The organism is Brevundimonas sp. M20, assembly GCF_006547065.1.
Taxonomy (GTDB): Bacteria; Pseudomonadota; Alphaproteobacteria; order Caulobacterales; family Caulobacteraceae; genus Brevundimonas.
On sequence record NZ_CP041243.1, the window covers coordinates 2,701,966 to 2,728,079 of the forward strand.

The following is a 26,114-nucleotide window of genomic DNA, read 5'->3' on the forward strand; positions in this document are numbered from 1 at the left end:
GCGGAGCCGAAGCCCCGACCGGATGCAGCGCACCCGGCCGGGTCCCGGTCCGACTTTAGCGGATCGACTGTTCCTCGATCGGCAGGCCCAAGGCCTCCAGTTGCGGGCGCACCACCGAGGCGTCGCCGACGACGACCCAGACGAATTGGTCCGGATGGATGTCGCGGCGGGCGGCGGCATCCATCTGGGCGGCGGTCAGGGCCCGCGTGCGGCTGGCGAGGGTCGACTGATAGTCGTCCGGGCGGCCGTACAGGGCGTTCGAACGCAGGGCGCCGAGGATCTGGCCCGAGGTCTCGAAGCCGCCCGCCAGCGACCGGGTGTTGCCGTTGATGGTCCGCTCCAGCTCTGTCGGCGAAACGCCGTCGGTTTCCAGGAAGCGGTCGTACTGGGCGATCAGGGCCGCGACGGAGTCACCGGTGCGGTTGGCCTGGACCGGCGCATTCACGATGTAGGGCACGCGGTGTTCGAGCGCGTTGATGCCGCCCCGCACGCCGTAGGACCAGCCCTTGGTCTCACGCAGGTCCGAGTTGATCCGCGACAGGAAGTCCGAACCCAGCGTCACGTTCGCCGCGTTCAGCGCCAGCAGGTCATCGGTGCCAGACACCGGCAGGACCGCGCCGCCGTAGATCAGCGACTGGGGCGACTGCGGACGGTCGATCAGGACGATACGGTTGCGCGGCGCGGGGATCGGGGCCGAGAAGTCCTTGGTCCCCTTCGGCGTCGAGGGGGCGCGCCAGTCGCCGAAGGCGGCTTCCAGCTGCGGCGTGACCTCGGCCAGCGGCAGGTCCGAGACGACGAAGATCGTCGCATTGTCCGGGCGCACCCAGGCGTCGTGCGTCGCGACCAGATCGGCGCGGGTCAGGGCGGTCAGGCTCGCTTCGTCCCCAGACCCCGTGAACGAACGGCCATAGGGGCTGTTCGGGCCGTAGATCAGCGGCGGCAGGGCGCGCGCGGCGATAGCGCCGGGGTTGGTGCGTTCGCTGGCCAGACCCGAAAGACGGGTGGCGCGGATACGCTCGACTTCCGAAGGAGCGAACGCCGGGTTGCGCACGACGTCCGACAGCAGGGCCAAGGCCGGCGTCAGGTTGGCCGTCACCGTCGAAAGGTCGGCCGAGGTGCGGTCCATCGAGGCGCCGACGTTGATCGAGGCGCCGAGGCGTTCCTCCTCTTCAGCCAGCTGGTTGGCGTCCCGGGTCGTGGTGCCCTCGTCCAGCAGGTCCAGCATCATGGCCTGGGCGCCCAGTTGGTCTGCGCGGTCGGCGGCGAAGCCGGCATTGAACTCGACCGCGACACGGGTCACCGGAACGGTGTCGACCTGGGCGTAGACCACCTCGATGCCGTTCGACAGCCGGGTGCGTTCCACGGCCGGGAAGCTCAGGTCCGGCACCTGACCGACTTCCGGCATAGGCATGCGGGCGACGCGTTCGATTTCAGCGGCCGGGGCCGGAGCGGCGCCCGGCGGGCTGGCGGCGGCCTCGGTGTAGGCTTCACGCTCGCCCGGCGCGATGGTCATGTCGAAGACCGGGCGCGTCAGCCAGCGCTGCATGGCGGCCGTGACCTGGGCCGGGGTGACCGAGGCGTATTCGGCCAGTTCCTTCTTGTAGTGGTCGGGATCGCCCGCATACAGCTGGCCCTCCGCCAGCACGTTGGCCTTGCCGTTGACCTGCTCGAGGCTCTGGATACGGCGCGAAACATACTGGGTGGCGACGCGCGAGACTTCTTCCTCGGTCGGGCCGTTGGCGATGAAGTCGGTGACGATGGCGTCCAGACGACGGCCCACCTCGGCGGCGTCCTGCCCCGGCTTGACGTCAACCGAAATGTCGAAAATGCCGACACGGTGGAAGTCCGAGAGCGACGAGGAGACCGACACGGCAGTTTGTTCGTCACGCACCAGCTGGGTGTCGAGGCGCGAGGAGGCCAGCCCGCCGAGCACCTGGGCGGCGACGGCCAGCGGCACGGCGTCATCGCTCAGCAGCCCCGGAACGGCCCAACTGCGGGTCAGACGGGTGTTGGCGACGCGGTCATGCATCGTCGCCACGATCGGGGCGGCGAGGGTCGGGACGTCAGCCTCCGCCGGGGTGTTCACCGGACCGCGCGGGATCGGACCGAAATAGCGGTTCATCAGGGTGCGAGCGGTCGTCTCGTCAATGTCGCCCGACAGGACGACGATGGCGTTGTTCGGACCATAGTTATCGCGGAACCAGTTCCGCACCGTTTCAAGGCTGGCGGCGTCGAGGTCGGCCATCGAACCGATGGTCGAGTGACGGTAGGGGTGGCCTTCCGGGAAGAGAGCTTCCAGCTGTGCGTACTCGAACATGCCGTAGGGCTGGTTGTCGCCCTGACGCTTCTCGTTCTGGACCACGCCGCGCTGCAGATCGAGCACGTCCTGTCCGACCTCGCCGAGCAGATAGCCCATGCGGTCGCTTTCAAGGAACAGGGCCTGTTCCAGCGCCGGGGTCGGGACGGTCTGGAAATAGTTGGTGCGGTCGAACCAGGTCGTGCCGTTCAGGTTCGACGGCCCGAGGTTGCGCATGCGGCCGAGGTAGCTGCCCGGAGCGTTCTCCGAACCGCCGAACATCAGGTGTTCGAACAGGTGGGCGAAACCGGTCGATCCGGCGGGCTCGTCCTTCGAGCCGACGTTGTACCAGACCGAAATCGCCACCACCGGCGCCTTGCGGTCCTCGTGCACGATCACGGTCAGACCGTTGTCCAGCTGGAAGCGCTTCCAGGGAATGTTCACCTCGGACACCAGCTGCGACACGGGGGCCGCTTGCGACCGGGTGGGCTGGGCGGCCGCGGCCGCATGGCCCGCATGTCCTGCGTGCTGGGCGAAGGCGATCGTCGGCGATGCGACGGCGATAAGGGCGGCAAGCGATACGGCGCGGAACTTCATCTACAGGATCCTCGGTAAGCAAAAGCTGCCGGACCTTAACGACAACCTCCCCAGACACAATCCTGACACCTTGCAGACGCGACGACATATCGCGAACATTGGCCCTCGACGGGAGAGAGGCGCCATGGCGGGTTGCGGTCATCTGAACACCATCAACCGGGTCACGCCGGGGTCGAAGGGCTGCGAGGAGTGCCTGAAGACGGGCGGCTGGTGGGTGCATCTGCGCCTGTGCAGGACCTGCGGCCACGTCGGCTGTTGCGATGACAGTCCCAGCCGCCACGCCAGCGCCCACCACCGGGCCACCCACCACCCGATCATCGAGGGCTATGACCCGCCGGAGGGTTGGGGCTGGTGCTATGTCGATGAAGCGTTCGTCGATCTGCCCGACCAGACGCCGCAGCTGGGGCCGATCCCGAAATTCTTCTGACGTCCCGTAACCGGCGCGATCAGGCGCCGGTCTTCTCGCGCTCGTCTTCTTCCTCCAGCGCCTCGGCGGCTTCCTCGTTGAGGGCCTGACCTTCGCGATGCGGCTTGATGTAGGGTTCGGGCTTGGTGGTGCGGATGTTGCCGCGCATCAGCGAGCGACCGCCGGTGATGCCCTCGACCATCTGGATCGACAGCCGCTCCTCATCGCGACGACGCACATCCTCGATGGTCTCCTCGGCTTCCTGATGGGTGAAGCCGAGGTCGATCAGCACCTGATAGCCGAACACCAGCGCGCTCTCGAAGGTTTCGCGCAACTGGTACTCGACCCCGGCCTGCACCAGACGAATGGCGTGGCCGCGGTCGTAGGCGCGCACGAACAGCTTGGTCAGCGGGAACTCCGCCTTGACCAGTTCCACGATCTTGTCGGCGTCTTCCTGCTTGTCGACACAGACCAGAATGGTCTCGGCCTTTGCCGCCCCTGACGCCCGCAACACATCCAGCCGGGTGCCGTCGCCATAGTAGACCTTGAAGCCGAAATTCCCGGCGGCCTGGATCATCTCCACGTCCATGTCGATGATCGACACGTCCACGTCGCGCGCCAGCAGAGGCTGGGACACGACCTGGGCGAAGCGGCCGAAGCCGATGATCAGCACGCGCTCCCGCAGGTTCTTCGCCTTGTCGACGCCGTCCGCCTCTTCCGGATTCAGGGTCTCGGCAGGCATGAAGCGGCTGACGAGGATGGTGGTGATCGGGGTCAGCATCATCGACAGGATGACCACCGCGCTGGCGATGGCGGCGATACGCCCGTCGAACACGCCGGTCGCCAGCGCCGCGCCGTAGAGAACAAAGGCGAACTCCCCGCCTTGGGCGAACAGGACGGCGCGCTCGACCGCCTCGCGCTCGCTGGCCTTGAAGATGCGGGCGACGCCGTAGATGGCGACGGCCTTCACCGCCATGAAGGCGATCACGCCACCGATGACCACCTGCCACTCTGCCAGCACCACCGCGAGGTCCAGCGACATGCCGACGCTGAGGAAGAACAGGCCCAGAAGGATCGCGCGGAAGGGCTCCACATCCGCTTCCAGTTGATGGCGGAAGGTGGATTCCGACAGCAGCACCCCCGCCAGAAAGGCGCCCATGGCCATCGACAGGCCGCCGAGGTCCATCAGCCAGGCGGCGCCGACCACGACCAGCAGAGCCGCCGCCGTCATGACCTCGCGGCCACCGTAGCGAGCGAGGATGCGGAACACCGGGTTCATCAGGAACTTGCCCGCGAACAGCACGATGGCGATGGCTCCGACGGCGAGCAGAAGGGTGCGCCACAGCGGCGGCCCGCCTTCACCGGCCAGTCCCATGACCGAAGCCATCACCGCCACGATCGCCAGCAGCGGCACGATGGCGAGGTCTTCCAGCAGCAGGATGGAGATGGCGCGACTGCCCTGCGGCGAGCCCATCTGGCCCCGCTCGTCCAGCATCTGCATGATGACGGCGGTCGAGCTGAGCACGAAGCCCATGGCGACGATGAAGGACACAGGCGCGGAATAGCCCGCGGCCATGCCGGTCAGGGTCAGCAACAGACCGGCGCCCAGCACCTGGGCGGCGCCCAGGCCGAAGATGTCCTTGCGCAGACTCCACAATCGGGTTGGCCGCATCTCCAGTCCGATGATGAACAGGAAGATGACCACCCCGAACTCGGCGACGTGCAGGATCGTCTCCGGTTCCTTGAACAGCCCGACGCCGAACGGGCCGATGGCCAGACCGGCCGCCAGATAGCCCAGCACGGAACCCAGTTGCAGGCGTCGGAACAGCGGCACGGCGACCACGCCCGCCGCCAGCAGGGCCGCAACATGCCCAAGCTCAAGTCCGCCAGCCTCGGCCATGCGTCATCCCCTCATCCGCGAAGCTTCCATAGTGGGGGCTGGCGGCCTGAATCGCCACCCCGTAGCGTCAGGCTTCGTCAGGATCGCGCGCCACAGTTTGGCCTGACCTTCACTGGCCAGATGAGCGAACCAGCAAGGGGAGAGACGCAATGACCGACCGTCCGTTGAAGTCCGCCGTCGTCGTGGCGATGAGCGCCCTGATGACCATCGGCGCCGCACCCGCGCCGATCAACGCCCCGCAACGAAATCTCGCCCGGGACGGCGAGGTGTCCGCCGCCGCCTGCGCCGAGGTCGGCATTACGCTGCGAACGCCGGACAGACCGGTGGCCGCGCCGCCTCGTCTGCAGGTGCGCCCGGCGCCGACGCCCCCTCCCCCCGCCGCGGAGGCCACCCAGATCGATGAAGTCGTCGTCACCGGAGCGCGTGTGCAGCGCGATCCGACCACGTCGCCCACGCCCTTGATAACCGTCACCAGAGAGGAACTGATGACGACGGGCCAGAGCACCGTCGTCGACTATCTGGCCACTGTGCCGGCCGCCTCAAACTCGGTCGTTCCGGGCGCGCCGCCGCCCGCTGTCCATGCCGACACCGAGCGCTATCCCGACGCACGCCCCAATCCGGTCCACCGGGTCGCTGACCAGCCGGTCTCGACCTTCTCCATCGACGTGGACACCGCCAGCTATTCGAACACCCGCCGCTTCATCAACGAAGGCCGCACGCCGCCCGCCGATGCGGTCCGGGTCGAGGAGCTGGTCAATTATTTCGACTATGGCTACGCCCGTCCCCGCTCGGCGCGGGAGCCGTTCGCGGTCACGACGGTGGTCGCTGCCTCGCCCTGGTCGCCGGGGCGTCAGATCGTGCATGTCGGGCTACAGGGTTATGAGTTGCCCGACGCCGAGCGTCGGCCGCTGAACCTGACCTTCCTGGTGGACGTCTCCGGCTCGATGGGCAGTCAGGACAAGCTGGATCTGGCGCAAAAGTCGATGAACCTGATCATCGACCGGCTGCGTCCGCAGGACCACGTCGCCGTCACCTACTACGCCGAAGGCGCCGGTACGACCCTGGCCCCGACGCCGGGCGACCAGAAGCTGAAACTGCGCTGCGCGGTCGCCAGCCTTTACGCCTCGGGCGGCACCGCCGGGGCGACCGGCATGACCAACGCCTACGATCAGGCCCAGGTCAGTTTCGCCCGGGACAAGGTCAACCGCATCCTGATGTTCACGGACGGCGACTTCAACGTCGGCCAGACGAACAACCAGCGTCTTGAGGACTACGTCGCCGCCAGGCGCGAGACCGGCATCTACCTGTCCGTCTACGGCTTCGGACGGGGCAACTACCAGGACGAACGGATGCAGACCATCGCACAGGCCGGGAACGGCACGGCGGCCTACGTCGATGGTCTGAACGAGGCGCGCCGCCTGTTCGGGCCGATGTTCGACCGGGGCGCCTTCCCCATCGCCGACGATGTGAAGATCCAGGTCGAGTTCAACCCCGCCCGCGTCGCCGAGTACCGCCTGATCGGCTACGAGACCCGCCTGCTGAACGAGGCCGACTTCAATAATGACCGCGTGGATGCGGGCGAGGTCGGGTCCGGCGCCTCGGTCACGGCCCTGTATGAAATCACCCCGGTCGGAGGCCCGAGCCAGATCCCCGAGCGCCGCTACGACCAGAACCGGGTCGGTGTCGGCGGCGGTGATGCATCGGGTGAGCTCGGCTTCGTACAGGTGCGCTACAAACTGCCCGGACAGGATCGTTCGCGCCTGATCCAGCAGGTGGTGTCGAACCGCGGGCGATCGGCCGCCTCGGCCCAGCCGCCGGAGAGCACCCGCTGGGCCATCGCGGTCGCGGCCTTCGGCCAGCGCCTGCGCGGCGACCCGTGGATGCCCGCCCACTATGGCTGGAACGAGATCGTGGAACAGGCGCAAGGCGCGCGTGGGCAGGACCCCTGGGGCGACCGGGCCGAGTTCGTGCAACTGGTCCGCGCCGCACAGGGTCTGCCGACCGGGCAGGCGGCGCCGTAGCCGTTTCCCGCCACCACTGACATGGCGTGGCGGGAGAGTTCCGGTAGGCTGCCTGCGTGACCGAAACGATCAGCCTCAGGACCGCCCGCCGCATCGCCCTGGCCGCGCAAGGTTTCGGACGGCTTCGTCCCGGTTCGCCGGGGCGGAGCCATGTCCGCGATCTCGTCCGCAAGCTGGGCGTGGTGCAGATCGACAGCGTCAATGTGGTGACGCGCACCCACTACCTGCCCGGCTTCTCACGCCTCGGACACTATCCGCGCGAGGCGCTGGAGGCCGAGGCCTGGGGGCCGAAGCGCAGCCTGTTCGAGTACTGGGGCCATGAGGCCTCGCTGATGCCGATGGAGCTTCAGCCCCTGTTCCGCTGGCGGATGCAGCGGGCGCAGGAGGGCGCGATGTGGACCGGCATCGCCCGCTTCGGACGCGAGCGACGGGACTATATCGACGGGGTGCTGGTCGAGATCCAACGGCGCGGGCCGGTCACCGGCGGCGACTTCGCGAGCGGCCCACGCGGACAACCGGGCTGGTGGGAGTGGTCGGACGGCAAGCGGGCGCTGGAGTGGTTGTTCTGGGCCGGGATGATCACGACCAAGACCCGCAATGGCTTCGAGCGGGTCTATGACCTGACCGAACGCGCCCTGCCCGCTCGCATCATCGACCTGCCGACACCGGACGAGGCGGACGCCCAGCGCGAGCTGGTGCGTATCGCGGCGCGGGCGCTGGGGGTGGCGACCGAAGCGGACCTGCGCGACTGGTTCCGAATGCCGGTGGCCGAGACGAAGGCCCGGATCGCCGAACTGGTCGAGGCGGGCGAATTGACCCCGGTGCAGGTGAAGGGCTGGCGGCAGATCGCGTATCTGGCCCCCGACGCCAGGACGCCGCGCAAGGTGACGGGACAGGCCCTGCTGTCGCCGTTCGACAACCTGATCTGGGCGCGCGACCGCACCGAGCGGCTGTTCGGCGTGCGGGTGCGGCTGGAGATATACACCCCCGCCCACAAGCGCGAGCACGGGTACTATGTCCTGCCTTTCCTTGAGGACGAGGCGATCACCGCGCGGGTCGATCTGAAGTCCGACCGCAAGGCCGGGGTGCTGCTGGTGCAGGCCGCCTGGCGCGAGCCGGACACCACCCCTGACACCCCCATGCGCCTTGCGACTGAACTGAAGTTGATGGCCGGCTGGCTGGGGCTGGACCGCGTGAAGGTCGTCGGCAAGGGCGATCTGGCGGAGGCCCTGGAGAGCGCGCTCTGACAAAAGGGGAGGCGCGCCCTTGATTAAGTGGACACCAGTGTCCACTTAGCCGCGATCATGGAACGTCCCCTCAGAAAAGACGCCGCGGATCGACGCGCCGCGTTGCTGGGCGCCGCCCGCGCGGTGTTCGCCGAGGAAGGCATCGACGCCCCGCTGGATCGCATCGCCGAACGGGCGGGCGTCGGGCGGGCGACCCTTTACCGGAACTTCCCCGGCCGGACCGAGATCGCCTTGGCGGTGCTGCTGGATGACGTGGCCGAACTGGGCGAGCTGTTCTCGCGGCCGACCGAACCCGACGCCTTCCTCGACTTCCTGACCGACCTGTCCGGACGACTGGTGCGCAACACGGCGCTGGGCGGGGTGGTGCGGGCCTCGCCATCCCCGGACATTCTGGCACCCCTGCGTCAGGCCATGGTCAGGGCGGCCATGCCTTCGCTCAAGCTGTCGCAGACCGAAGGGATCGTTCGCCCTGATCTGAAAGCCTCCGACATCCGGGTTCTGGCCGCCATGCTGGGCGGCGGCATTCACAACGCAAAGCCCGCCGAACGGAACGCCATCGCCCGACGAACGCTGGAGCTTGTGCTGGACGCGGTGAGGGCGCCCGCGGGAGGCGGGGCATGAGCCGTCAGAACTTCAACCTGCCCTGGGCGGAGTACGTCCAGACACTGAAGCCGCACGAGCGGCCGATGTTCCCCGGCTCGCCCGCCACGCCGGATCACACCCTCCCCTATCGCCTGGCCTATTTCACCGTCGGCATGCTGGTCACCGCGACCGGCGGCATCGGCGCGGCCATGGTCACGGCCAACACCCAACAGCTGGCCGGCGCGCTCGGCGTCACCACAACCGAGGCCGCGTGGCTGCCGGTGGTGTTCGTGATGACGAACGCCTGCATGAACCTGCTGCTGGTCAAGTTCCGCATGCAGTACGGCTTGCGGCTGTTCGCCCAGATTTTCCTGATCGCCTATGCGCTGATCGGGTTCGGCGCCCTGTTCTTCGAGGACTACCAATCGACGCTGATCGTCCGGGCCTTCGCGGGCATGGCGTCCGCGGCGCTGACCACGCTGGGCGTCCTCTACACCATTCAGGCCTTCCCGGCGGCGCACCGGTTGAAGGGGCTGGTGCTGGCTATCGGCGCATCGACGCTGGCCGTGCCCGCCGTTCGCATCTTCTCCAACCATCTGGTCGACCTGTCCGAGTGGCGCGGTTTTCACGTCTTCGAACTGGGCCTGTCCCTGTTGTCGCTCGCCGCCGTGTTCGCGCTGAAGGCGCCGCCGTCGGAGCGGTTCAGGGCGTTCGAGAAGCTGGACTTCCTGACCTTCGCCCTGTTCGCGCCGGGGATCGCCCTGTTGTGCGCGGTGCTTGGGCTGGGCCGGATCGTCTGGTGGACCGAAGCGGCCTGGGTCGGCTGGGCGCTGGTCGGCTCCATCGTCCTGCTGACCACCGCCGTGGTCATCGAATACAATCGCAAGACCCCGCTGATCAATCTCAAGTGGATGGCCGGGCCGGACATCGTCCGACTGGCGCTCATCATCGTCGGCATACGGGTGGTGTTGTCGGAGCAGACCTATGGCGCGGTCGGCCTGCTGACCCAGATGGGTCTGGGCCCCGACCAGATGCACGGCCTGTTCCTGCTCATCCTGATCGCCACCGTGGCGGGATCACTGACCAGCGCCTTCACCATGAACCCGGCCAAGCTCTACAAGCCTATCGCCATCGCGCTCGCCATGATCGCGGTCGGGGCCTATCTCGACTCGCATGCGACGGTGCTGACGCGGCCGGCCCAGCTCTATTTCAGCCAGACCCTGCTGGCTTTCGCCGCCGCCTTCTTCATCGGTCCGGCCATGATGAGCGGCGTGGTGCAGGTGCTGCAGAAGGGCGCCCATAACTTCGTCAGCTTCATCGTCATCTTCGGCATCGGCCAGAACGTCGGCGGACTGCTGGGGTCGGCCGTGGTCGGCACGCTCCAGACCGTGCGCGAAAAATTCCACTCCAGCCAGCTGACGGAACAGATCAACCTTGGCGACCCCGACGTCACCCAGCGTCTGCAGCAACTGTCCGGCGCCTATGCCCGGGTGATCGGCGACCCCGCCCTGCGCACCGCCGAAGGCCAGGTCCTGCTGCAACAGCAGATCAGCCAGCAGGCCCATGTGCTGGCCTACAACGACGTCTTCCTGCTGATCGCGGTCTTCGCCGCCATCGGCTGCCTGTGGGTGACCTTCCATCATTTCAGACCCCGCATCGCCGCCCGTCGCGCCGCGCGACAGGCCGCGAGCGTCGACGCCGCATCGGCCGCCGCCGCCATCGACTGACCCCTTTCACGCCCCCCGAACCGTTATCCCCATGACCGACACCACCGCCCCCTCTCCCGCCCCGCAACCGGCGGCCCAACCGGCCCCGCCGCCTCCGGCCACCGCCCCGGTCGAACCGCCGAAGAAGCGCGTTCTGATCAGCGTCCTGCTGATCGCCATCGCGGTGGCCGGGGTGCTGCTGGTGCTGTGGGCTTGGCGACTGCCGCCGTTCACCTCGGGCGTCCAGCACACCGACAATGCCTATGTGCGTGGGCAGGTGACGGTGATCGCCCCGCAGGTGACCGGCTATGTGACCTCGGTCGAGGTGCAGGACTTCCAGACGGTGACGCAGGGCCAGCTTCTGGCCACGGTGGATGACCGAATCTATCGCCAGCGTCTGGAGCAGGCGCGGGCCCAACTTCACGCGGCAGAGGCCGCGCTGGCCAACTCGACCCAGACCCGGAACTCGGCCCGCGGCTCCGTCGCCCAGAGCAATGCCAACATCGCCGCCGCCCGCGCCGCCGTCGCCAAGGCGCAGGCCGACCACAACCGCGCCCGCACCCTGTTCGAGGGCGGCTGGGTCGCGCAGGCGCAGGTGGACGTGACCCGCACCGCCCTTCAGGCCGCGCAGGCCCAGTTGGCGGCGGCGCAGGCCGCCACCGGCATCGCCGAGACCGGCGTGACCTCGGCCATCGTCAGCAGGGGCTCGCTGGAGGCGGCGGTCGAGAACGCCCGCGCCGCCGTGCATCTGGCCGAGATCGACCTGTCCAACACGCGTATCCTCGCGCCGCGCGACGGTCGTCTGGGCGAGATCACCGTGCGGCAGGGCCAGCAGGTCGCCGTCGGCGCCCAGCTGATGGCGCTGGTCCCGGACCGCATCTGGGTGACGGCGAACTACAAGGAGAACCAGCTGCGCGACATCCGTGTCGGCCAGCCGGTCGAACTGTCGGTCGATGCGCTGGGCGGCCGCACCCTGACGGGCAAGGTCGAACAGATCGCCCCCGCGACAGGTTCGGAGTTCAGCGTCATCCGCCCCGACAACGCCACCGGCAACTTCACCAAGGTGGCGCAGCGGGTGCCGGTGCGGATCGCGCTTGATCCCGGTCAGGACGGGCTGGACCGTCTGCGCCCCGGCCTGTCGGTGGTGGCGCGGGTGGATACCCGGGCCGGCCGATAACAGTGAAAAGTGAGTGGTGAGTAGTGATTGGAAGGGCGACCGTTCCCGCCCGGCTACTCACCACTCACTCGTCACCACTCACCTGCGCCCTAGACGTCGAACTTCACGCCCTGAGCCAACGGCAGAGCGGAGCTGAAATTCACCGTCTGGGTCTGGCGACGCATATAGGCCTTCCACGCATCCGAGCCGGACTCACGACCGCCGCCGGTGTCCTTCTCGCCGCCGAAGGCCCCGCCGATCTCGGCGCCCGAGGGGCCGATGTTGACGTTGGCGATGCCGCAGTCCGAGCCCCAGGCCGACAGGAATTGCTCGGCCTCTCGCACGCTGTCGGTGAAGACACAGGAGGACAGGCCCTGCGGCACGGCGTTCTGAAGATCGACCGCCTGATTAAAGTCCGTCCAGCTCAGAACATAGAGGATCGGAGCGAAGGTCTCGTGCTCGACCACCGCCGTCTGGGCGGGCATGCGGACGATGGCGGGCTTGACGTAAACGCCCCCGGCCCCGACCCGACCGCCGCCGGTGATGATCTCGCCGCCCTGCTGCACGGCCTGTTCCAGCGCTGCCTCGAAAGCTTCGGCGGCAGGGATGTCGATCAGCGGACCGACCAGCGTCCCGGCCTCGCGCGGATCGCCGATGGGCAGGGTCTCGTAGGCGGCTTTCAGCCGGGCGATCAGCGCATCGGCCACGCTTTCATGCACCAGCAGACGGCGCAGGGTGGTGCAGCGCTGGCCCGCCGTACCGACCGCCGAGAAGGCGACCGCGCGCACGGCCATGTCGAGGTCCGCGCTCGGCGTCACGACCATGGCGTTGTTGCCGCCCAGTTCCAGCAGCGAGCGGCCCAGACGCGCCGCTACCGTCTGCGCCACCGCCTTGCCCATACGGGTCGAACCGGTGGCCGAAACCAGCGGGATGCGGGCGTCGGCGGCCAGCGCTTCGCCTGCCTCGCGCCCGCCGATGACCAGTTGTGACAGACCGTCGGGCGCATCCGCGAACCGGGCCAGCGCCCGCTCGAACACCGCCTGCGTACCCAACGCCGTCAGCGGCGTCTTCTCCGATGGCTTCCAGATCACGGGGTCGCCGCAGACCATCGCCAGACAGGCGTTCCACGCCCACACCGCGACCGGGAAGTTGAACGCCGAGATGACCAGCACCGGGCCCAGCGGCTGATACGTCTCGCGCATGTGGTGGCCCGGCCGTTCGCTGGCCAGCGTCAGGCCGTACAGCTGACGGGACAGGCCGACGGCGAAGTCGCAGATGTCGATCATCTCCTGAACCTCGCCGAGGCCCTCGGACACGATCTTCCCGGCTTCAAGCGTCACCAGTCGGGCGAGGTCGTCTTTCGACGCCCGCAGCTCCTCGCCGAACAGGCGGACCAGCTCTCCACGGCGCGGGGCCGGGACACGCTTCCATGCGCGGAAGGCGTCGACCGAGCGAGCGACGACGTCATCCAGATGCGGCGTCTCGACGACCGATCCGGCGGTCGATCCGTCGATGGGCGAGCGGGTCGGCAGATGGCCGGTCCAGACCGCATCGTCCACGCCCAGTCGCTTAAGGATGGCCTTCGCCTCGTTCGCCGCCGTCATCGTTCTTCTCCCTGACCCTGAGCGGCTGTAGCCCGGTCACGCCCGGGGCGGAAGCGGAACCGCCGCCATGCGCGCGGGTTCTTTAGCGCCCCCCGACCAAGGAGAGACCCCGATGAAGGTTCGCGATCTGATGAGCAAGGACGTGCAGGTGGCTCGCCCCGGCGACACCCTGCAGGAGGTCGCCCGGCGTATGCACGACGGCGGCTTCGGCTTCATGCCCGTGGCCGACGGCGACGCCCTGATCGGCACGATCACCGACCGCGACATCGTCGTGCGGGCGGTCTCCAGCGGGGTTCCGACCACCGCGCCGGTCGTGGAGTTCATCTCCCGTGATCCCTATACCGCGCAGGACGACGACGATCTGAAAACCGTTCTGGACGCCATGAGCCAGCGCCAGATCCGCCGCCTGCCTGTTCTGGACAAGAACAGGCGTCTGGTGGGCGTGGTGTCGCTCGGCGACCTGTCGACGCGGGTTAAGGAAAAGTACGCCGGCGAGGCCCTGGAAGACATCTCGCGCAACTGATCCGGCGCGGCGGTTAAGGTCTGCTTCACCCTTTCGCCAAACGGCCTGTTCATCGCCGTGCCCCATGGTGCGCTGTCGCAATAACGGGAGCGGACCATGGCGCGCGCGCAATTCCAGAAGGGCCAGAAGGTCTGGGTCGAGTGCGTCGGCGCATGGGCCCAGATCGAGAAGGTTCAGCCCGTCTGGGCCAAGGGCTTCGAGGAGCCCGTGCGCGTCACCTACGATGTGGGCCTCGGTCGCGAGTTTCTGGGCCACGAACTGCTGCTGCCCGCTGAGGACCCGGCCGCGGATCTGGGCCAGAACTGGCGTCTGATGCGCGCGCGGAACAAATGGCAGGCCGCGGAGGACACCCCCCACCATCCCTTCCCCGGCACCTATCCGGTCGTGGTCACCGACAAGGCCGACTGGGGCGGCTGGCGCGTGCCGGGCGCGGAATACGACCGCGATCCCGAGCAGATCGAATTCCAGGCGCGTCTGATCGCCGCCGCACCCCGGTTGATGGCGCTGGCGACACAGCTTCTGGCGTCGGTGGACGAGGCTCCGGACGACGCACCGCCCGAGATGCGCGCCCTCGCCAAGGAGGCCCGGACGGTGCTCAGGAGCATCACCGACATCCTCGCGGCGCCGACCGTCGAGACCACGACGCCGGCGACTTTTCAGGCCGCCTGAGTCCCCCAGAGGCGCAGAGTGCGACTCTCGTGACTCACCCCGTTCGAGAACGTTGATTCAGGGTTAACCCTGCTCGACAGGAATCCGCGACGCAGCCTAGATTCGGGCTTCGTTGTCGAATCGTCCGGGAGAGCGCCTTGCGGGGTGAGGAGCGCCGCATATCACCACAAGGACGGCGCGCCTCCGATCGTGAGCGTGGCGCGCCCGCGTGGCTGCGCATCTCCATCCTCGCGCTGGCGCTGGCGATCACCGCCCATGTGCTGCTGGTGGCGCGCGATGTCGCGACGCCGCACGCCCGATCAACAGGCTTCGCCTTCTCCGACCTGTGGGTGCTGGGGCCGCCCATCGCCATCGGCCTGTTCACCCTCGCCCTCGTGGTCATCATGCAGCGGCGCCAGATGGGCATCAGCCGCGCCTGGGCCGCGTCGGAACGTCGGTTCCGGGGCGCCGTCGAGGCCGCCCATTGCGGGGTCTGGGACTGGGACATCGAAGCCGGGCAGGTGATGATCTCGGACTACATGGCCAGTCTGATGGGAATCGACCGCAGCGGCTCCCTGCCGGAAGAAGTCTTCATGGAGCGCATCCACCCGCGCTACCGCGACGCCGTCCAGCACGCCCTGCGTCAGGCCCAGACCTACGGCTCTTTTGAAGTCAGTTTCCCGGTGCCTGACGAGCACGGTCGCGCCCGCTGGATCGACGCCCGCGGTCAGGCGCGCGGCGAGCGGGGGCAGGACGGGTTCACCTCGGTGCTGGGCGTCGCGCTGGACACCACGGAGGCCCGCCGCGCCAAGGCCCAGGCCCAGTCCGCCGAAGGCCGCCTGCGCGACGGCATCGAAAGCGTAAGCGACGCCTTCGTCCTGTTCGACAAATCGGGTCGCCTGATCCTGTCCAATCAGGCCTTCCAGGACGCCTTCGGCTTCGAGGAAGGCGTGGTGCGAAAGGGCGCCTACAAACAGGACCTGAACCGCATCGCGGCGCTGGCGATCAAGTCGGAGCAACCCGCCGCCGGTGGTCGCGCCGGCGCCCGCGAGGTCGAACTGGTCGATGGCCGCTGGCTGCAACTGGTCGAACGCTTCACCTCGGACGGCGGCTCGGTGGTTTCGGCGGCCGACATCACCGCCATCAAGCAGAAGGAAGCCGAGCGCCAGCGGGCGGTGGAGCGCCTTCACGCGACCATCGCCGAGCTGGAGGACCGCGAGGAAAAGCTGTCCCTGCTGGCGCGCAAATACGAGGTCGCCATGACCCGGGCCGAGGCCGCCAATCAGGCCAAGTCCGAGTTTCTGGCGAATATGAGCCACGAACTGCGCACCCCGCTGAACGCCATCAACGGCTTCTCGGAGATCATGGCCGGCGAGCTGTTCGGCCCGCTGGGGCACGACAAGTACAAGGGCTACGCCGCGGACATCCTGAAGTCCGGCCAGCACCTGCTCAGCCTGATCAACGATATTCTGGACATGGCCAAGATCGAGGCCGGCAAGTTGACACTGCACTATGAGCAGGTGTCGCTGAAGGAGCTGGTCGAGGACGCCACCCGCCTGATGCGCGGCAAGATCGAGGAAGCCGGACTGAAGCTGGTGGTCGATGCGCCGGAACTGCCGGAGATCGAGGCCGACCATCGTGGGCTGAAGCAGGTGATCCTGAACCTGATCTCGAACGCGGTGAAGTTCACGCCCGAGGGCGGCGACATTCTGGTGTCCCTGTCACGGTTGGACGACGACCGTGTGCGGGTGGCGGTGTCCGACACCGGCATCGGCATCGCGCCCGAGGACCTGGCCCGTCTGGCGCGGCCGTTCGAACAGGTCGAGGGTCAGCACTCCAAAACCACGCAGGGCACAGGCTTGGGCCTGGCCCTGACCAAGTCCCTGATCGAACTGCACGGCGGCGAACTGGTGATGGAGAGCGAGCCGGGACGCGGCACGACCGTAAGCTTCGACCTGCCGATCCGTCGCCCGTCGGAGACGACGCAGGCACAGCCCCTGCCCCAGGTCCAGTCCCGAGCCCGCGCGGCCTGACCCTATTTCTTGTCGGCCTGAGGGCCGTCTTGACGATCACGCGGGGCGGTCTTGCCGCGACGGGACAGGATCTGCGAGAGCACGGCGCGGTCCTCGGGCGACAGCGTGCCGAACAGCTGAACCGAGTCCGCCTCAAGCCGGGCGCGTCCGCGCAGTTCCGCCGCGCGGGATTCCCCGAGCAGGGCCCGAACCCGCGCCGGGTCGAACTGGGGGGAGGCCGACAGCTCGATCGCGGCCCGGCGCTTGGACCGCGCCTCCTCGAAGTCAGGCTTCGCGGCCAGCGCGGACGCCTTCAGCGTCTGACGCACACGCTGGCGCACCTCCGGGCTGAGCTGTCCGATCAGGCTCATGGTCGAGCCCGTGCGGGCGGGACGTTGTTGCGCCTCGATCCGGCGCTCGGCGCGCTCATGCGCGACCCAGATCGTCCCCACGGTCGCGATCCCGAACAGGTTCAGCGCGACGGAGGCCGCCAGAGCGATCTTGAGGGTCTTCGGACTCACCCCAGAACCTCCGAGTCATCCACCCCCTGCAGGGTCGACTGATACAGGATCGCGTCAGCCTGGGCGTCGGCGGTCATGTGGGACGTCATGATGACACCGGCGGCGACACCGGCGCAGGCGGCGACCGCCCAGCCGGCACCGAAGATCAGGGTCAGGCGGTCGAGCCAGCGACGGCCCTGACGGCGCGCCTTCAGTCCGGCTTCAGCCGCCGAGGCGATCACGCGATCCCGCAGCGCCGTTGACAGCCGGGGCGTCGGCGCGGCGTGCAGCAGGGCGTCGACGGCGTCGGCTTCCGCCAGCGCCTCCCGCACGATCTCGGGCCGGGCCTCCATGAAGGCCCGCGCCGCGTCCCGCTCAGCCTCGGGCCAGCGCCGCGGATCGACGCCATAGGCCGAGATCAGGGCGATGAACCGTTCCGCCGTCATCACACTCACGCTCCTTCAGCGTCCGGCCGCATATCGGCCAGAGCCAGTCTCAACGCTCGCCGTCCTCGTGACAGCAGGCTTTCCAACGCCTCGACACTAACCTCCATCAGGGCCGCGGCCTCGATGTTGGTCAACTCCTGATAGTGACACAGGACGATGGCCTCTCTCTGGCGATCCGGCAAACGGGCCAGAGCCGCCTCCACACGCACGCCCACGTCCGCCGCCAGCAATCCCCGATCCGGAGCCGCGCCCTCGTCCGGACGATCCGGCGGCGTGTCCGTGGTGATCTCGCGCCGTCGCCGCAGCCGGTCGTAACAGAGGTTCAGCGCCACCCGGTGCAGCCAGGTGTCGAACCGCGCCTTGCCCGGCGCCCAGCGCGGCGCCTGTCGCCAGGCCCGCAGCATGGCTTCCTGCGCCACGTCCTCGGCCTCGACGGCGTCGCCCAGCATGCGCCGCGCCAGCGACAGCATGCGGGGCAGCTTCCTCGCCACCATGGACTGGATGGCCGCGGGATCGCCTTGACCCACGCGGCGCACCAGATCCTCGTCGGGGTCGGCGATCAGCGCCAATAGGCCCTCGTTCGAACGTCATCGAAAGGGTCGTTCGGCGCAGAACCGGCGTCCCCGACATCTCCTTACTCCGAAGCGGGGGCTTGAGGCGACGCTTCTCGTGCGGCGAGACGTTGCTGCATCCGCTCACGGCCCCGCTCGCGCCCGGCGCGACGTTCCTCCACGCTCAGGAAGCCGTCGCTGTCGGTGTCCAGACGGGTGAAGGCCTGATCGGCGCGGGCGCGGACATCGGCGATCCGCACCGGTCCCCGCTCGCCGCGCGGACCATGGTTGCGACGCGCATGCTCGGGGCGAGGACGCGCGGCGCCCCGCTCGGCCATGGCGACGAATTCCTCGCGGCTAAGCTTGCCGTCGTTGTCAGTATCCAGTCGTTCGAAGCGGGCCCCGGCCCGCTCCTGACGCACGACCATGGCCCGCGCAAGGCGTTCCTCACGGGTGACGGTCCCGTCGCCGTCAGCGTCGGCGGCGGCCAGAGGCTGAACGCGGCGCTCCACGAAATCAGTCCGACTAACCGGCGCGTTCGGGGCCGCCTGCGGCGCCGGCTCGATCGGCGGACGCGCGGTCGCAACGCCTGCGGCGGCGGCCAGAGCCACGACGGCGAAGCCGCCGATCAGAAGGGTTCTGCTCATTCGATGATCTCCATGGCCCTGCGGCCTTGTCATCCCTGTCAGGAGATCGAACGCACCGGCGGCTAATCTCCGTCGCGAAGCGGCGGCAGCGCCCTGTCGAACGCCCCGCGCGCGGCGCGGCGGACCTCGGCCAGACGCGCGGTGAGACTATCGAAATCGGGCGATCCGGCCGCCTCGGCCAACCGTCGCCGGAACCCTTCCGGTTCGTTCGACGGGTCGCCCGGATCGTCAAAGGCGGCGGCCAGCACCTGCCCAAGCGCCTGTTGCAGACGCCAGGCCTCCGCCAGTTCCGGTTCTCCGGTCAGGGCCTCAAGGGTGGAGACCGTCAGCGGCTCTCCGATCGCGGCGGCCTGCAACTGGCTGACCTGGGCCACGAACTCGGCATCGACCTGACCGCCGGGCGCCAGCTTGAGATCCCACGCCCCCTGCCCCGGTCGCTCGCGCTCCATCAGATCCCGCATCCGCCGGGCGTCGGCGGCGATGTTCACGCCCGGTCGCGGTCGACGCAGGATCGCCTCCAGCATGGCGGCGACCTCGGTCCCGAAGGCCTTGTCGTCCGTCCAGACCACGCGAGCGCGCGTCAGGGCCATGAACTCCCATGTGTCGCCTTCAGCCGCATAGTAGTCGCGCAGAGCCGACAGCCGCAGGGAGACCGGGCCCTTGGCCGCGCCCGGACGCAGCCGCATGTCCACCTCATATAGCCCGCCTTCGGCGGTGTGGGCGGACAGGGCCGCGATCAGCCGCTGGGTGAACCGGGAATAGAAGACCCCCGCCGCCCATCCCTTGCCCGACGACACGACATCCGCCGGCGCCTCGTACAGGGTCATCAGGTCCAGATCGGAGCTGGCCCGCATCTCACGCGATCCGGCCTTGCCCAGGGCGATCACGGCGACCCGACCGCCGGGCAGGGTTCCGCCCTGCCGCTCCGCCTCGGCGAGGGCCGCCGGCGCCAGCGCCGCCATCACCGCGTCCGCAAGCTTGGTCAGCGCCTGTCCCGCCGCCTCCGGCCCGGCCCGTCCGGTCAGGATCTGCAGGCCGATACGGAACATCTGATCCCGGTGGATGCGGCGCACGGCGTTCATCGCCGCCTCGAAATCAGGCGCGGCTTCGGCCTCGGCCAGCATCTGCTCGGTCAGGCCAGAGTCTTCCTCCAGATCGCGGGCGAAGCGGGCGTCCAGCATGCTGTCCAGCGCCGCCGGATATCGCCCCAGCGCCCGCGCCAGACGCGGGGCGAAGGCCATGACTCCGACCACCAGTTCGAACAGGCGCGGCTGATTGAGGAACAGGGCCTGCACCTGCACGCCGGCGTTAAGTCCGGCGAAGAAGACGGCGAAGCGGCGGAAGGCGTCGTCGGCCGCCCCGGTGTCCGCCAGCGCGGTCAGCAGACGGGGCGCCAGCCGGGTGAACAGTTCCCGGCCCCGCGCGGTGCGGGTCGCGGGGATGCGGCCGTGGTGCCAGCTGCGGATGGTGTCCGCGACGGTCGCGGGCTCCGGGAAGCCCATGCGCGCGAGCGTCTCCAGCGTCTCCGGATCGTTCTCGACGCCGGTGAAGACCAGCGAACCATAGGGTGACGACAGTTCCTCCTCACCCTCGAACAGTTCGCCGTAGCGACGATTCACCCCGACCAGCAGGGCCTCGACCCGGGCGTCGAAGACGGCCAGATCGCCCTCCCCCGCCAGTGCGCCGACGGCGGCGCGACGGACCGGATCGACCGGCAGGCTGTGCGTCTGCTCATCGTCCAGCATCTGGACCCGATGCTCCAGCCCGCGCAGTTCGACATAGGCGGCGGTCAGTTCCTCGCAGACCCCGGCCTCGATATGACCGTCGTCACGCAGGGCGGCCAGCGCCTCGACAGTGCGTGGCTTCCGCAGCTTCGCATTGCGGCCGCCGAGGATCAGTTGCTGAGTCTGGGCGAAGAACTCGATCTCGCGGATGCCGCCGCGCCCGAGCTTCAGATTGGCCCCGGCGGCCTCCAGTCCCTCGCCGGTCTTGTGGACATGGATCTGTCGCTTGATGGACTGGATGTCCAGGATGGCCGGATAGTCGAGACTGCGCCGCCAGATGAAGGGCGCCAGCGCCTTGATGAAGGCCTTGCCCTCGCGGATATCCCCGAGCATGGCGCGCGCCTTGATGAAGGCCGCCCGCTCCCAGTTCTGGCCGACGCCCTCGTAATAGGTCAGGGCGAAGGGCACGGCGACGACCGGCGGGGTCGAGGACGGGTCCGGGCGCAGGCGAAGGTCCACCCGGAAAACATAGCCGTCGCCGGTCCGCTCCTGCATCAGGGTGGCGAAGGCGTGGGCCAGCCGATCCACGAACCGCTGGGGCTCCACGCCGTCGGCCAGGGCGGTGATGAGCACCTCCGGCGCCCAGAACAGACTGATGTCGATATCCGACGAGTAGTTCAGTTCGTCCGCGCCATGCTTGCCCATGGCCAGACCGAACAGACCGGGGACGGGCCCGCGCTTGTCGTCGGCCTTGGAGATCAGCTTGCCCCGCTCACGCTGGTCATGCGCAACCGCGGACAGGGCGGCGCGAGACGAGATGTCGGCGAACCGGCTCAGGGCGAGGGTGACCTGATCCAGATCCCACACCCCGCCGAGATCGGCGAGGGCGGTCAGCAGGTGCAGCTCGCCCTTCAGCCGACGCAGCGGCGAGCGCACATCGTCCGCGCCCCCGGTCAGGGCGGCGGTGCGCCTGAGCACATCCGCCAGACGCACATCCGGCCCCTGCTCCAGCAGGGCGCGCAGGGTGTCTGGCCAGCGTCGGGCGATGCCGAACAGATAGGGCGAGGCGGCGAACACAGGCTCCAGCGCCGCCCAACTGGCCGCCAGCGTCTCGCGCCAGCCGCCCTCGTCCGCGGCCTCGGACAGACGCTCATGCGCGCGGGCGGCGGCGGCTTGATCCAGCACCGGCCCGCAGGGCTTCAGCGCCGCGACGGCCTGAGCGGCGTCCGTCATGCCTCCGCCGCCGGCAGGACCAGCGCCACGCGCAGGCCGGGGCCGGAGCCTTCATAGGCGCCGGGACCTTCATCCAGGGTGATGCGCCCGCCGTGGGCCTCCATCACCGCGCCGACCAGCGACAGGCCCAGACCCGAGCCGGGCTCGGTGCGGCTGTTGTCCAGACGGACGAAGCGCTGGATGACGCGCTCGCGGTCTTCCTCGGGCACGCCCGGACCGGTGTCGGTGACCGAGAACTCGATCTCGCCGGACGAGCGCCGCCGGGCGCGCAGCATGACCGCCCCGCCCACGGGCGTGTACTTGATCGCATTGTCGATGATGTTGGCCAACGCCTGCGCCAGGAAAGGCTGGTTGGCGTTGACCGTCAGGCCGCGCTCGATCTCGGCCGAGAACTCCAGCCCCTTGTCCTCGCTGGCGGGCTCGTAGAGCTCGGCCATGTCGGCGGCCAGATCCGCCGCGTCGAACAGGGCGGGGTCGGGGATGCGCCCCGAACCGGCGGCGGCCTGAAGCCGGGCGATGGCCAGAACGGTGTTGAAGGTCTTCAGCAGGTCGTCGGCCTCGGACAGGGCCAGCTCCAGCGCCTCGGTTCCGTCGATCTTGCCCGCCTCGGCATCGATCAGCGCCACCTCCAGCTTGGCCCGCATCCGGGTCAGGGGAGAGCGCAGGTCGTGGGCGATGGCGTCACCGGCGTGGCGGATGGAGGCCATCGAGCTCTCAAGCTGATCCAGCATCCCGTTGAGGCCCTGCCCCAGCTCGTCCCACTCGTCGCCGGAGTTGCGGACCACGGCGCGGGCCTTGAGGTCGCCCTCCTGCACGGCACCGACGACGCCCTTCAGCCGCCCCATGGCGCGTTCCAGATTGCGGCTGACCAGCAGCCCGCCCGCAAGCCCGAGCAGCAGAACGATGCCCATCGCCCCCCAGAGCGCCTGCGTCAGACGGCCCAGATAGGCCTCGATGTCGCCCATAGACTGACCGACGAACAGCATCTCCCCGCCCGACAGCCGAACCTGCACGCCCCGTACCTGCGGCCGGATCACCCGCCCGTCGGGAAGGTTGTCGGTCATGGGGAAGGTCACCCACTGGACGCCCTGATTGTATTGCTCGATCGGGGACATGGTCAGGCTGCCGGTGATCCGGCTGCCGTCCCGCTCCATCAGCAGATAGACGAAGCTGCTGCGGGTCAGGGTCCGGTCGATCAGCGCCCGGTTCACGGCGTCCAGACCGCGCTGGTCATAGATGCCGCGCAGCACCTGAAGCTCGCCCCGCACATCCTGCTCGGCCCGCACCCGCGCCTCGTTGGCCGAGGCGATGTAGACATAGGCCAGCACCGCGCTGGCCGCCGCGGCGAACAGGGCGACGAACAACAGGGTCAGCCGGAAGGGCGTCCGACGAAGGAGGGAGGGCAGACGCACTAGGCTTCTCCCTCCCCGGCACGGGGAGGGTGGTCGGCGCGCAGCGACGACCGGGTGGGGCGGGCAAGGCAACGCATCCGCACCTGTTCAATCACTTCCTGAACCCTGTCCCGCACAGCCTCATTACTCACCCGAAACGTCAGAAAGCCCAGCCGCGCAAGCACCGCATCCCTGACCCGATCCTTGCGCGCCCGGTCTTCATCTCTGTGCGACGCTCCATCGACTTCAATGATCACAGCTCGATCCAGACACACGAAGTCGAGAATGTATCCCCGCTCCGGGTGCTGCCTTGGGAAATGCAGACCTTCCTGACGAAGCTTACGCAGCCTCACCCAGAGCCGCGCTTCGGCGGGCCTCATTGCCTTCCTGAGGGCCCTTACCCTGGCGATGACGGCCATGTTGCCTTAGCCCTCCCCACCCGGTCGCTGCGCGACCACCCTCCCCTGCCGGGGAGGGAAACCACCTAGGCTTCCAATCTATAACCTGCGCCCCGGACCGTCTGCAGCATCGCCTTGTCGAAACCCTTGTCGATCTTGGCGCGCAGGCGGCTGATGTGGACGTCGATGACGTTGGTCTGGGGGTCGAAATGATATTCCCACACCTTCTCCAGCAGCATGGTGCGGGTCACCGACTGGCCGGCGTGGCGCATCAGGAATTCCAGCAGCTGGAACTCGCGCGGCTGCAGGTCGATCTCCTGACCGGCGCGGTGCACGGTGCGGGCGATGAGGTTCATCTCCAGATCGCCGACCTTCAGAACGGTGGCGACCGAGCCGGTCTCGCGGCGACGCGACAGGGCCTCGACGCGGGCGATCAGTTCGGCGAAGGCGTAGGGCTTGACCAGATAGTCGTCGCCGCCAGCCTTCAGGCCCACGACGCGATCCTCGACCTCGCCCAGCGCCGACAGGAACAGAACCGGGGTCTGGTCGCCGTCCTTGCGCAAGGTCTCGACCATGCCGATGCCGTCCAGACGCGGCATCATGCGATCCACGACATAGACGTCATAGCCGCCCTTCTGGGCTTCCAGCAGGCCGAAGGCGCCGTCGACGGCGTGGGTCACATCGTGACCGGCCTCGGTCAGTCCCCGGACCATCGCGGTCGCGGCCTCGGCGTCGTCCTCGACCACCAGAATGCGCATGGAATCAGCCCCTGAATGCAAAATCGCCGCCGATGTTAGCGCATCGGCGGCGACTTGGTCAGTTAAGCGTTGTTCAGGTTGCAGACGATCATTCGTCGGCGAACTTCAGCACCACCAAGGCATTGCCCTGCGGCGTCCAGACCGACAGCAGAATGCTGGGACGACCCGACCGCTTCACGGCCTCGACGGCAGTGCGGAACTCGGCGACGGACCGGACCGGACGGTTGTCCGCACGGGTGATCACGAGACCTTCCTGAAGCTGGGCGCGGGCGCCCGGCGTGCGCGGGGCGACGCCGGTGATCAGCACCCCCGCCACCGTATCCGGCATGCCGTTACGCTGACGGGTTTGCGCGGTCAGCGGCGCGACGCTGATGCCCTCGACAGGCTCACCTTGCGCGGCGGGAGGAGCGCTCGGCGCCGCCTGACCGGAACCGCCGCCGTCCTGATTCAGCAGCTCGGCTTCCGACGGACGGGTGCCGGCCTGAATGCTGACGGTCTGGCGACGTCCATCCCGCAGAACCTCCATGCGAACCGTATCGCCGGGGCTGACCGCGCCGACCGCACGGGTGATTTCGGTGCCGTCCGCGACCGGGCGACCGTTCACGCCGACGACCAGATCGCCGATCTGCAAGCCGCCACGCTCGGCGGGCGCGCCCGGGGTCAGGGTGTCGACCAGCGCGCCCTTGAAGTTGCGCGGCTGCCCAAGCGCTTCCCAGGCTTCCGGCGTCAGGGTGCGCAGACCGGCGCCGATGTAGCCTCGACGGATCGTCTCCCCCCGCATCAGGCGATCGGTGATCGGTTTGGCGACCGAGGCCGGGATGGCGAAGCCGATGCCGACCGAGCCGCCCGACGGCGACAGGATGGCCGAGTTCACGCCGATGACGCGCCCGTAGATATCGAAGGTCGGACCGCCCGAGTTGCCCCGGTTAATGGCGGCGTCGATCTGGATGTAGTCCGTATAGGGCGTGCGCGAATCCAGCTGGTTGCGACCCTGCGCCGAAACAATGCCCGCCGTGGCGGTGCCGCCCAGACCGAAGGGGTTGCCCACCGCGATGACCCAGTCGCCCACGCGCGGGTTGGCGGTCTCCTCGAAAGTCACATAGGGGAAGTCCGTCCCCTCGACCTTCAGCACGGCCAGATCGGTCGATTCATCGCGGCCGACCACGCGGGCGGTCAGCTCGCGCGCGTCCGCCAGCTTTACGGTGATCTCCACCGCGTCGGCGACGACGTGGTTGTTGGTGACGATGAAGCCGTCGTCCGAGATGAAAAAGCCCGAGCCGGAGCCCATGGCCGTCGTGCCTTCATCCTCGCCGCCCTCGCCAGAGCCGTCTTCGCCCTGCCCGTTCGGCAGCGGCACGGCACCTAGACCGGGAATCTGGAGGAAGCCCTGCGGGCGGGCGGCCACCCGGGTCTTCACGTCGATCTGCACGACGGCCGGGGCGACCTGTTCAAAGATGTCGGCGAAGCTGCGGGGCGCGCCTTGAGGCGGGGCGAAATTGGCGCCCGCGGCGCCGGCGCTGGGGATCAGGCGTCCGCTGACGCCCGCCACGGGCCCGGCGTTCGCCGCGGGCCACTCTATCACCCCGCCCGCGGTCGCGGCGGCGGCGAAGGCCAGGCCGGCGACGGCTCCGAGCATGAATTCCTTGCGCTTCATCATAGGCGGTCGACAATCCTCTCACCGGGCGACGAAAGCGCCCGTTACGGCGATGATTACAGGGCGTTCGCGAGTTTCAGCAACGTCCATATGACGATGTTGGCTCCCGCCTCG

General features: G+C 68.6%; 21 protein-coding genes. 9 read left to right on the forward strand and 12 right to left on the reverse strand.

The features are described 5' to 3' along the window. Positions 1–55: 55 nt before the first annotated feature. On the reverse strand, positions 56–2,893 hold the full coding sequence (locus FKQ52_RS13310; protein ID WP_141627625.1) for a pitrilysin family protein: 2,838 nt from the start codon (positions 2,891–2,893) through the stop codon (positions 56–58). Positions 2,894–3,017: 124 nt separating this feature from the next. On the opposite strand from FKQ52_RS13310, the gene FKQ52_RS13315 reads away from it, so the two are divergent. Next, a complete protein-coding gene (locus tag FKQ52_RS13315) occupies positions 3,018–3,320 on the forward strand; it encodes a UBP-type zinc finger domain-containing protein (RefSeq protein WP_141627626.1) in 303 nt (100 codons plus the stop codon). Positions 3,321–3,339: 19 nt separating this feature from the next. Here the strand turns inward: FKQ52_RS13315 and FKQ52_RS13320 are convergent, their stop codons facing one another. Further along, entirely contained in the window at positions 3,340–5,199 is a 1,860-nt protein-coding gene (locus FKQ52_RS13320) for a monovalent cation:proton antiporter-2 (CPA2) family protein (RefSeq protein ID WP_141627627.1), read from the reverse strand. Positions 5,200–5,348: 149 nt separating this feature from the next. Between FKQ52_RS13320 and FKQ52_RS13325 the strand changes: the two genes are divergently transcribed. From FKQ52_RS13325 to FKQ52_RS13345, 5 genes are read left to right on the forward strand one after another with little or no spacing between them, the layout of a single operon-like run. Next, positions 5,349–7,220, forward strand: a complete 1,872-nt coding sequence (locus FKQ52_RS13325) for a von Willebrand factor type A domain-containing protein (RefSeq protein ID WP_205750763.1) — start codon at positions 5,349–5,351, stop codon at positions 7,218–7,220. A gap of 56 nt (positions 7,221–7,276) precedes the next feature. Next, complete coding sequence (locus FKQ52_RS13330) at positions 7,277–8,467, forward strand: winged helix-turn-helix domain-containing protein (protein WP_141627628.1); 1,191 nt, start codon at positions 7,277–7,279, stop codon at positions 8,465–8,467. Positions 8,468–8,524: 57 nt separating this feature from the next. After that, entirely contained in the window at positions 8,525–9,088 is a 564-nt protein-coding gene (locus FKQ52_RS13335; protein ID WP_141627629.1) for a TetR/AcrR family transcriptional regulator, read from the forward strand. Further along, positions 9,085–10,776: an MFS transporter gene (locus tag FKQ52_RS13340; RefSeq protein WP_141627630.1), complete on the forward strand. Its 1,692-nt coding sequence runs from the start codon at positions 9,085–9,087 to the stop codon at positions 10,774–10,776. The genes FKQ52_RS13335 and FKQ52_RS13340 overlap by 4 nt, the downstream gene beginning before the upstream one ends. A 31-nt stretch (positions 10,777–10,807) precedes the next feature. After that, positions 10,808–11,932 (forward strand): HlyD family secretion protein, encoded by a 1,125-nt coding sequence (locus tag FKQ52_RS13345; protein ID WP_141627631.1) that lies wholly within the window; start codon positions 10,808–10,810, stop codon positions 11,930–11,932. Positions 11,933–12,021: 89 nt separating this feature from the next. Here the strand turns inward: FKQ52_RS13345 and FKQ52_RS13350 are convergent, their stop codons facing one another. Then, a complete protein-coding gene (locus FKQ52_RS13350) occupies positions 12,022–13,515 on the reverse strand; it encodes an aldehyde dehydrogenase family protein (RefSeq protein ID WP_141627632.1) in 1,494 nt (497 codons plus the stop codon). A gap of 112 nt (positions 13,516–13,627) precedes the next feature. On the opposite strand from FKQ52_RS13350, the gene FKQ52_RS13355 reads away from it, so the two are divergent. From FKQ52_RS13355 to FKQ52_RS13365, 3 genes are all read left to right on the forward strand, one after another. Then, positions 13,628–14,038, forward strand: coding sequence for a CBS domain-containing protein (locus tag FKQ52_RS13355; RefSeq protein ID WP_141627633.1), 411 nt, complete (start codon positions 13,628–13,630; stop codon positions 14,036–14,038). A 96-nt stretch (positions 14,039–14,134) separates the two neighbouring features. Next, positions 14,135–14,707 (forward strand): hypothetical protein, encoded by a 573-nt coding sequence (locus tag FKQ52_RS13360; protein WP_141627634.1) that lies wholly within the window; start codon positions 14,135–14,137, stop codon positions 14,705–14,707. A 137-nt stretch (positions 14,708–14,844) separates the two neighbouring features. After that, complete coding sequence (locus tag FKQ52_RS13365; protein WP_240811658.1) at positions 14,845–16,719, forward strand: ATP-binding protein; 1,875 nt, start codon at positions 14,845–14,847, stop codon at positions 16,717–16,719. Positions 16,720–16,721: 2 nt separating this feature from the next. On the opposite strand, the gene FKQ52_RS13370 is transcribed toward FKQ52_RS13365, so the two are convergent. From FKQ52_RS13370 to FKQ52_RS13410, 9 genes are all read right to left on the reverse strand, one after another. Beyond that, a complete protein-coding gene (locus FKQ52_RS13370) occupies positions 16,722–17,219 on the reverse strand; it encodes a periplasmic heavy metal sensor (protein ID WP_141627635.1) in 498 nt (165 codons plus the stop codon). Further along, entirely contained in the window at positions 17,216–17,644 is a 429-nt protein-coding gene (locus FKQ52_RS13375) for a hypothetical protein (protein ID WP_141628379.1), read from the reverse strand. The genes FKQ52_RS13370 and FKQ52_RS13375 overlap by 4 nt, the downstream gene beginning before the upstream one ends. Positions 17,645–17,649: 5 nt before the next feature. Continuing rightward, positions 17,650–18,213, reverse strand: a complete 564-nt coding sequence (locus tag FKQ52_RS13380) for an RNA polymerase sigma factor (protein WP_141627636.1) — start codon at positions 18,211–18,213, stop codon at positions 17,650–17,652. A 65-nt stretch (positions 18,214–18,278) separates the two neighbouring features. Continuing rightward, positions 18,279–18,842: an EF-hand domain-containing protein gene (locus FKQ52_RS13385; RefSeq protein ID WP_168196862.1), complete on the reverse strand. Its 564-nt coding sequence runs from the start codon at positions 18,840–18,842 to the stop codon at positions 18,279–18,281. Between the two features lie 62 nt (positions 18,843–18,904). Then, on the reverse strand, positions 18,905–21,799 hold the full coding sequence (locus FKQ52_RS13390; protein WP_141627638.1) for a bifunctional [glutamine synthetase] adenylyltransferase/[glutamine synthetase]-adenylyl-L-tyrosine phosphorylase: 2,895 nt from the start codon (positions 21,797–21,799) through the stop codon (positions 18,905–18,907). Then, on the reverse strand, positions 21,796–23,211 hold the full coding sequence (locus FKQ52_RS13395; protein ID WP_141627639.1) for a HAMP domain-containing sensor histidine kinase: 1,416 nt from the start codon (positions 23,209–23,211) through the stop codon (positions 21,796–21,798). Before FKQ52_RS13395 ends, FKQ52_RS13390 begins: the two co-directional genes overlap by 4 nt. Continuing rightward, positions 23,211–23,609: an endonuclease domain-containing protein gene (locus FKQ52_RS13400; RefSeq protein WP_141627640.1), complete on the reverse strand. Its 399-nt coding sequence runs from the start codon at positions 23,607–23,609 to the stop codon at positions 23,211–23,213. Before FKQ52_RS13400 ends, FKQ52_RS13395 begins: the two co-directional genes overlap by 1 nt. Before the next feature lie 65 nt (positions 23,610–23,674). Beyond that, the gene (locus FKQ52_RS13405; RefSeq protein WP_141627641.1) at positions 23,675–24,346 is read right to left on the reverse strand and encodes a response regulator transcription factor; all 672 of its coding nucleotides are present in this window, start codon (positions 24,344–24,346) and stop codon (positions 23,675–23,677) included. Between the two features lie 88 nt (positions 24,347–24,434). Next, positions 24,435–26,003, reverse strand: coding sequence for a trypsin-like peptidase domain-containing protein (locus FKQ52_RS13410; RefSeq protein ID WP_141627642.1), 1,569 nt, complete (start codon positions 26,001–26,003; stop codon positions 24,435–24,437). Positions 26,004–26,114 lie beyond the last annotated feature (111 nt).

Bases quoted from the DNA above. Each gene is read 5' to 3' on its own strand.
- FKQ52_RS13310 (WP_141627625.1), bottom strand. From the start codon at position 2,893: ATGAAGTTCCGCGCCGTATCGCTTGCCGCCCTTATCGCCGTCGCATCG.
- FKQ52_RS13410 (WP_141627642.1), bottom strand. From the start codon at position 26,003: ATGATGAAGCGCAAGGAATTCATGCTCGGAGCCGTCGCCGGCCTGGCC.
- FKQ52_RS13335 (WP_141627629.1), top strand. From the start codon at position 8,525: ATGGAACGTCCCCTCAGAAAAGACGCCGCGGATCGACGCGCCGCGTTG.
- FKQ52_RS13345 (WP_141627631.1), top strand. From the start codon at position 10,808: ATGACCGACACCACCGCCCCCTCTCCCGCCCCGCAACCGGCGGCCCAA.
- FKQ52_RS13375 (WP_141628379.1), bottom strand. From the start codon at position 17,644: ATGACGGCGGAACGGTTCATCGCCCTGATCTCGGCCTATGGCGTCGAT.
- FKQ52_RS13320 (WP_141627627.1), bottom strand. From the start codon at position 5,199: ATGGCCGAGGCTGGCGGACTTGAGCTTGGGCATGTTGCGGCCCTGCTG.
- FKQ52_RS13405 (WP_141627641.1), bottom strand. From the start codon at position 24,346: ATGCGCATTCTGGTGGTCGAGGACGACGCCGAGGCCGCGACCGCGATG.
- FKQ52_RS13385 (WP_168196862.1), bottom strand. From the start codon at position 18,842: ATGAGCAGAACCCTTCTGATCGGCGGCTTCGCCGTCGTGGCTCTGGCC.
- FKQ52_RS13340 (WP_141627630.1), top strand. From the start codon at position 9,085: ATGAGCCGTCAGAACTTCAACCTGCCCTGGGCGGAGTACGTCCAGACA.
- FKQ52_RS13400 (WP_141627640.1), bottom strand. From the start codon at position 23,609: ATGGCCGTCATCGCCAGGGTAAGGGCCCTCAGGAAGGCAATGAGGCCC.
- FKQ52_RS13360 (WP_141627634.1), top strand. From the start codon at position 14,135: ATGGCGCGCGCGCAATTCCAGAAGGGCCAGAAGGTCTGGGTCGAGTGC.
- FKQ52_RS13315 (WP_141627626.1), top strand. From the start codon at position 3,018: ATGGCGGGTTGCGGTCATCTGAACACCATCAACCGGGTCACGCCGGGG.
- FKQ52_RS13350 (WP_141627632.1), bottom strand. From the start codon at position 13,515: ATGACGGCGGCGAACGAGGCGAAGGCCATCCTTAAGCGACTGGGCGTG.
- FKQ52_RS13325 (WP_205750763.1), top strand. From the start codon at position 5,349: ATGACCGACCGTCCGTTGAAGTCCGCCGTCGTCGTGGCGATGAGCGCC.
- FKQ52_RS13355 (WP_141627633.1), top strand. From the start codon at position 13,628: ATGAAGGTTCGCGATCTGATGAGCAAGGACGTGCAGGTGGCTCGCCCC.
- FKQ52_RS13390 (WP_141627638.1), bottom strand. From the start codon at position 21,799: ATGACGGACGCCGCTCAGGCCGTCGCGGCGCTGAAGCCCTGCGGGCCG.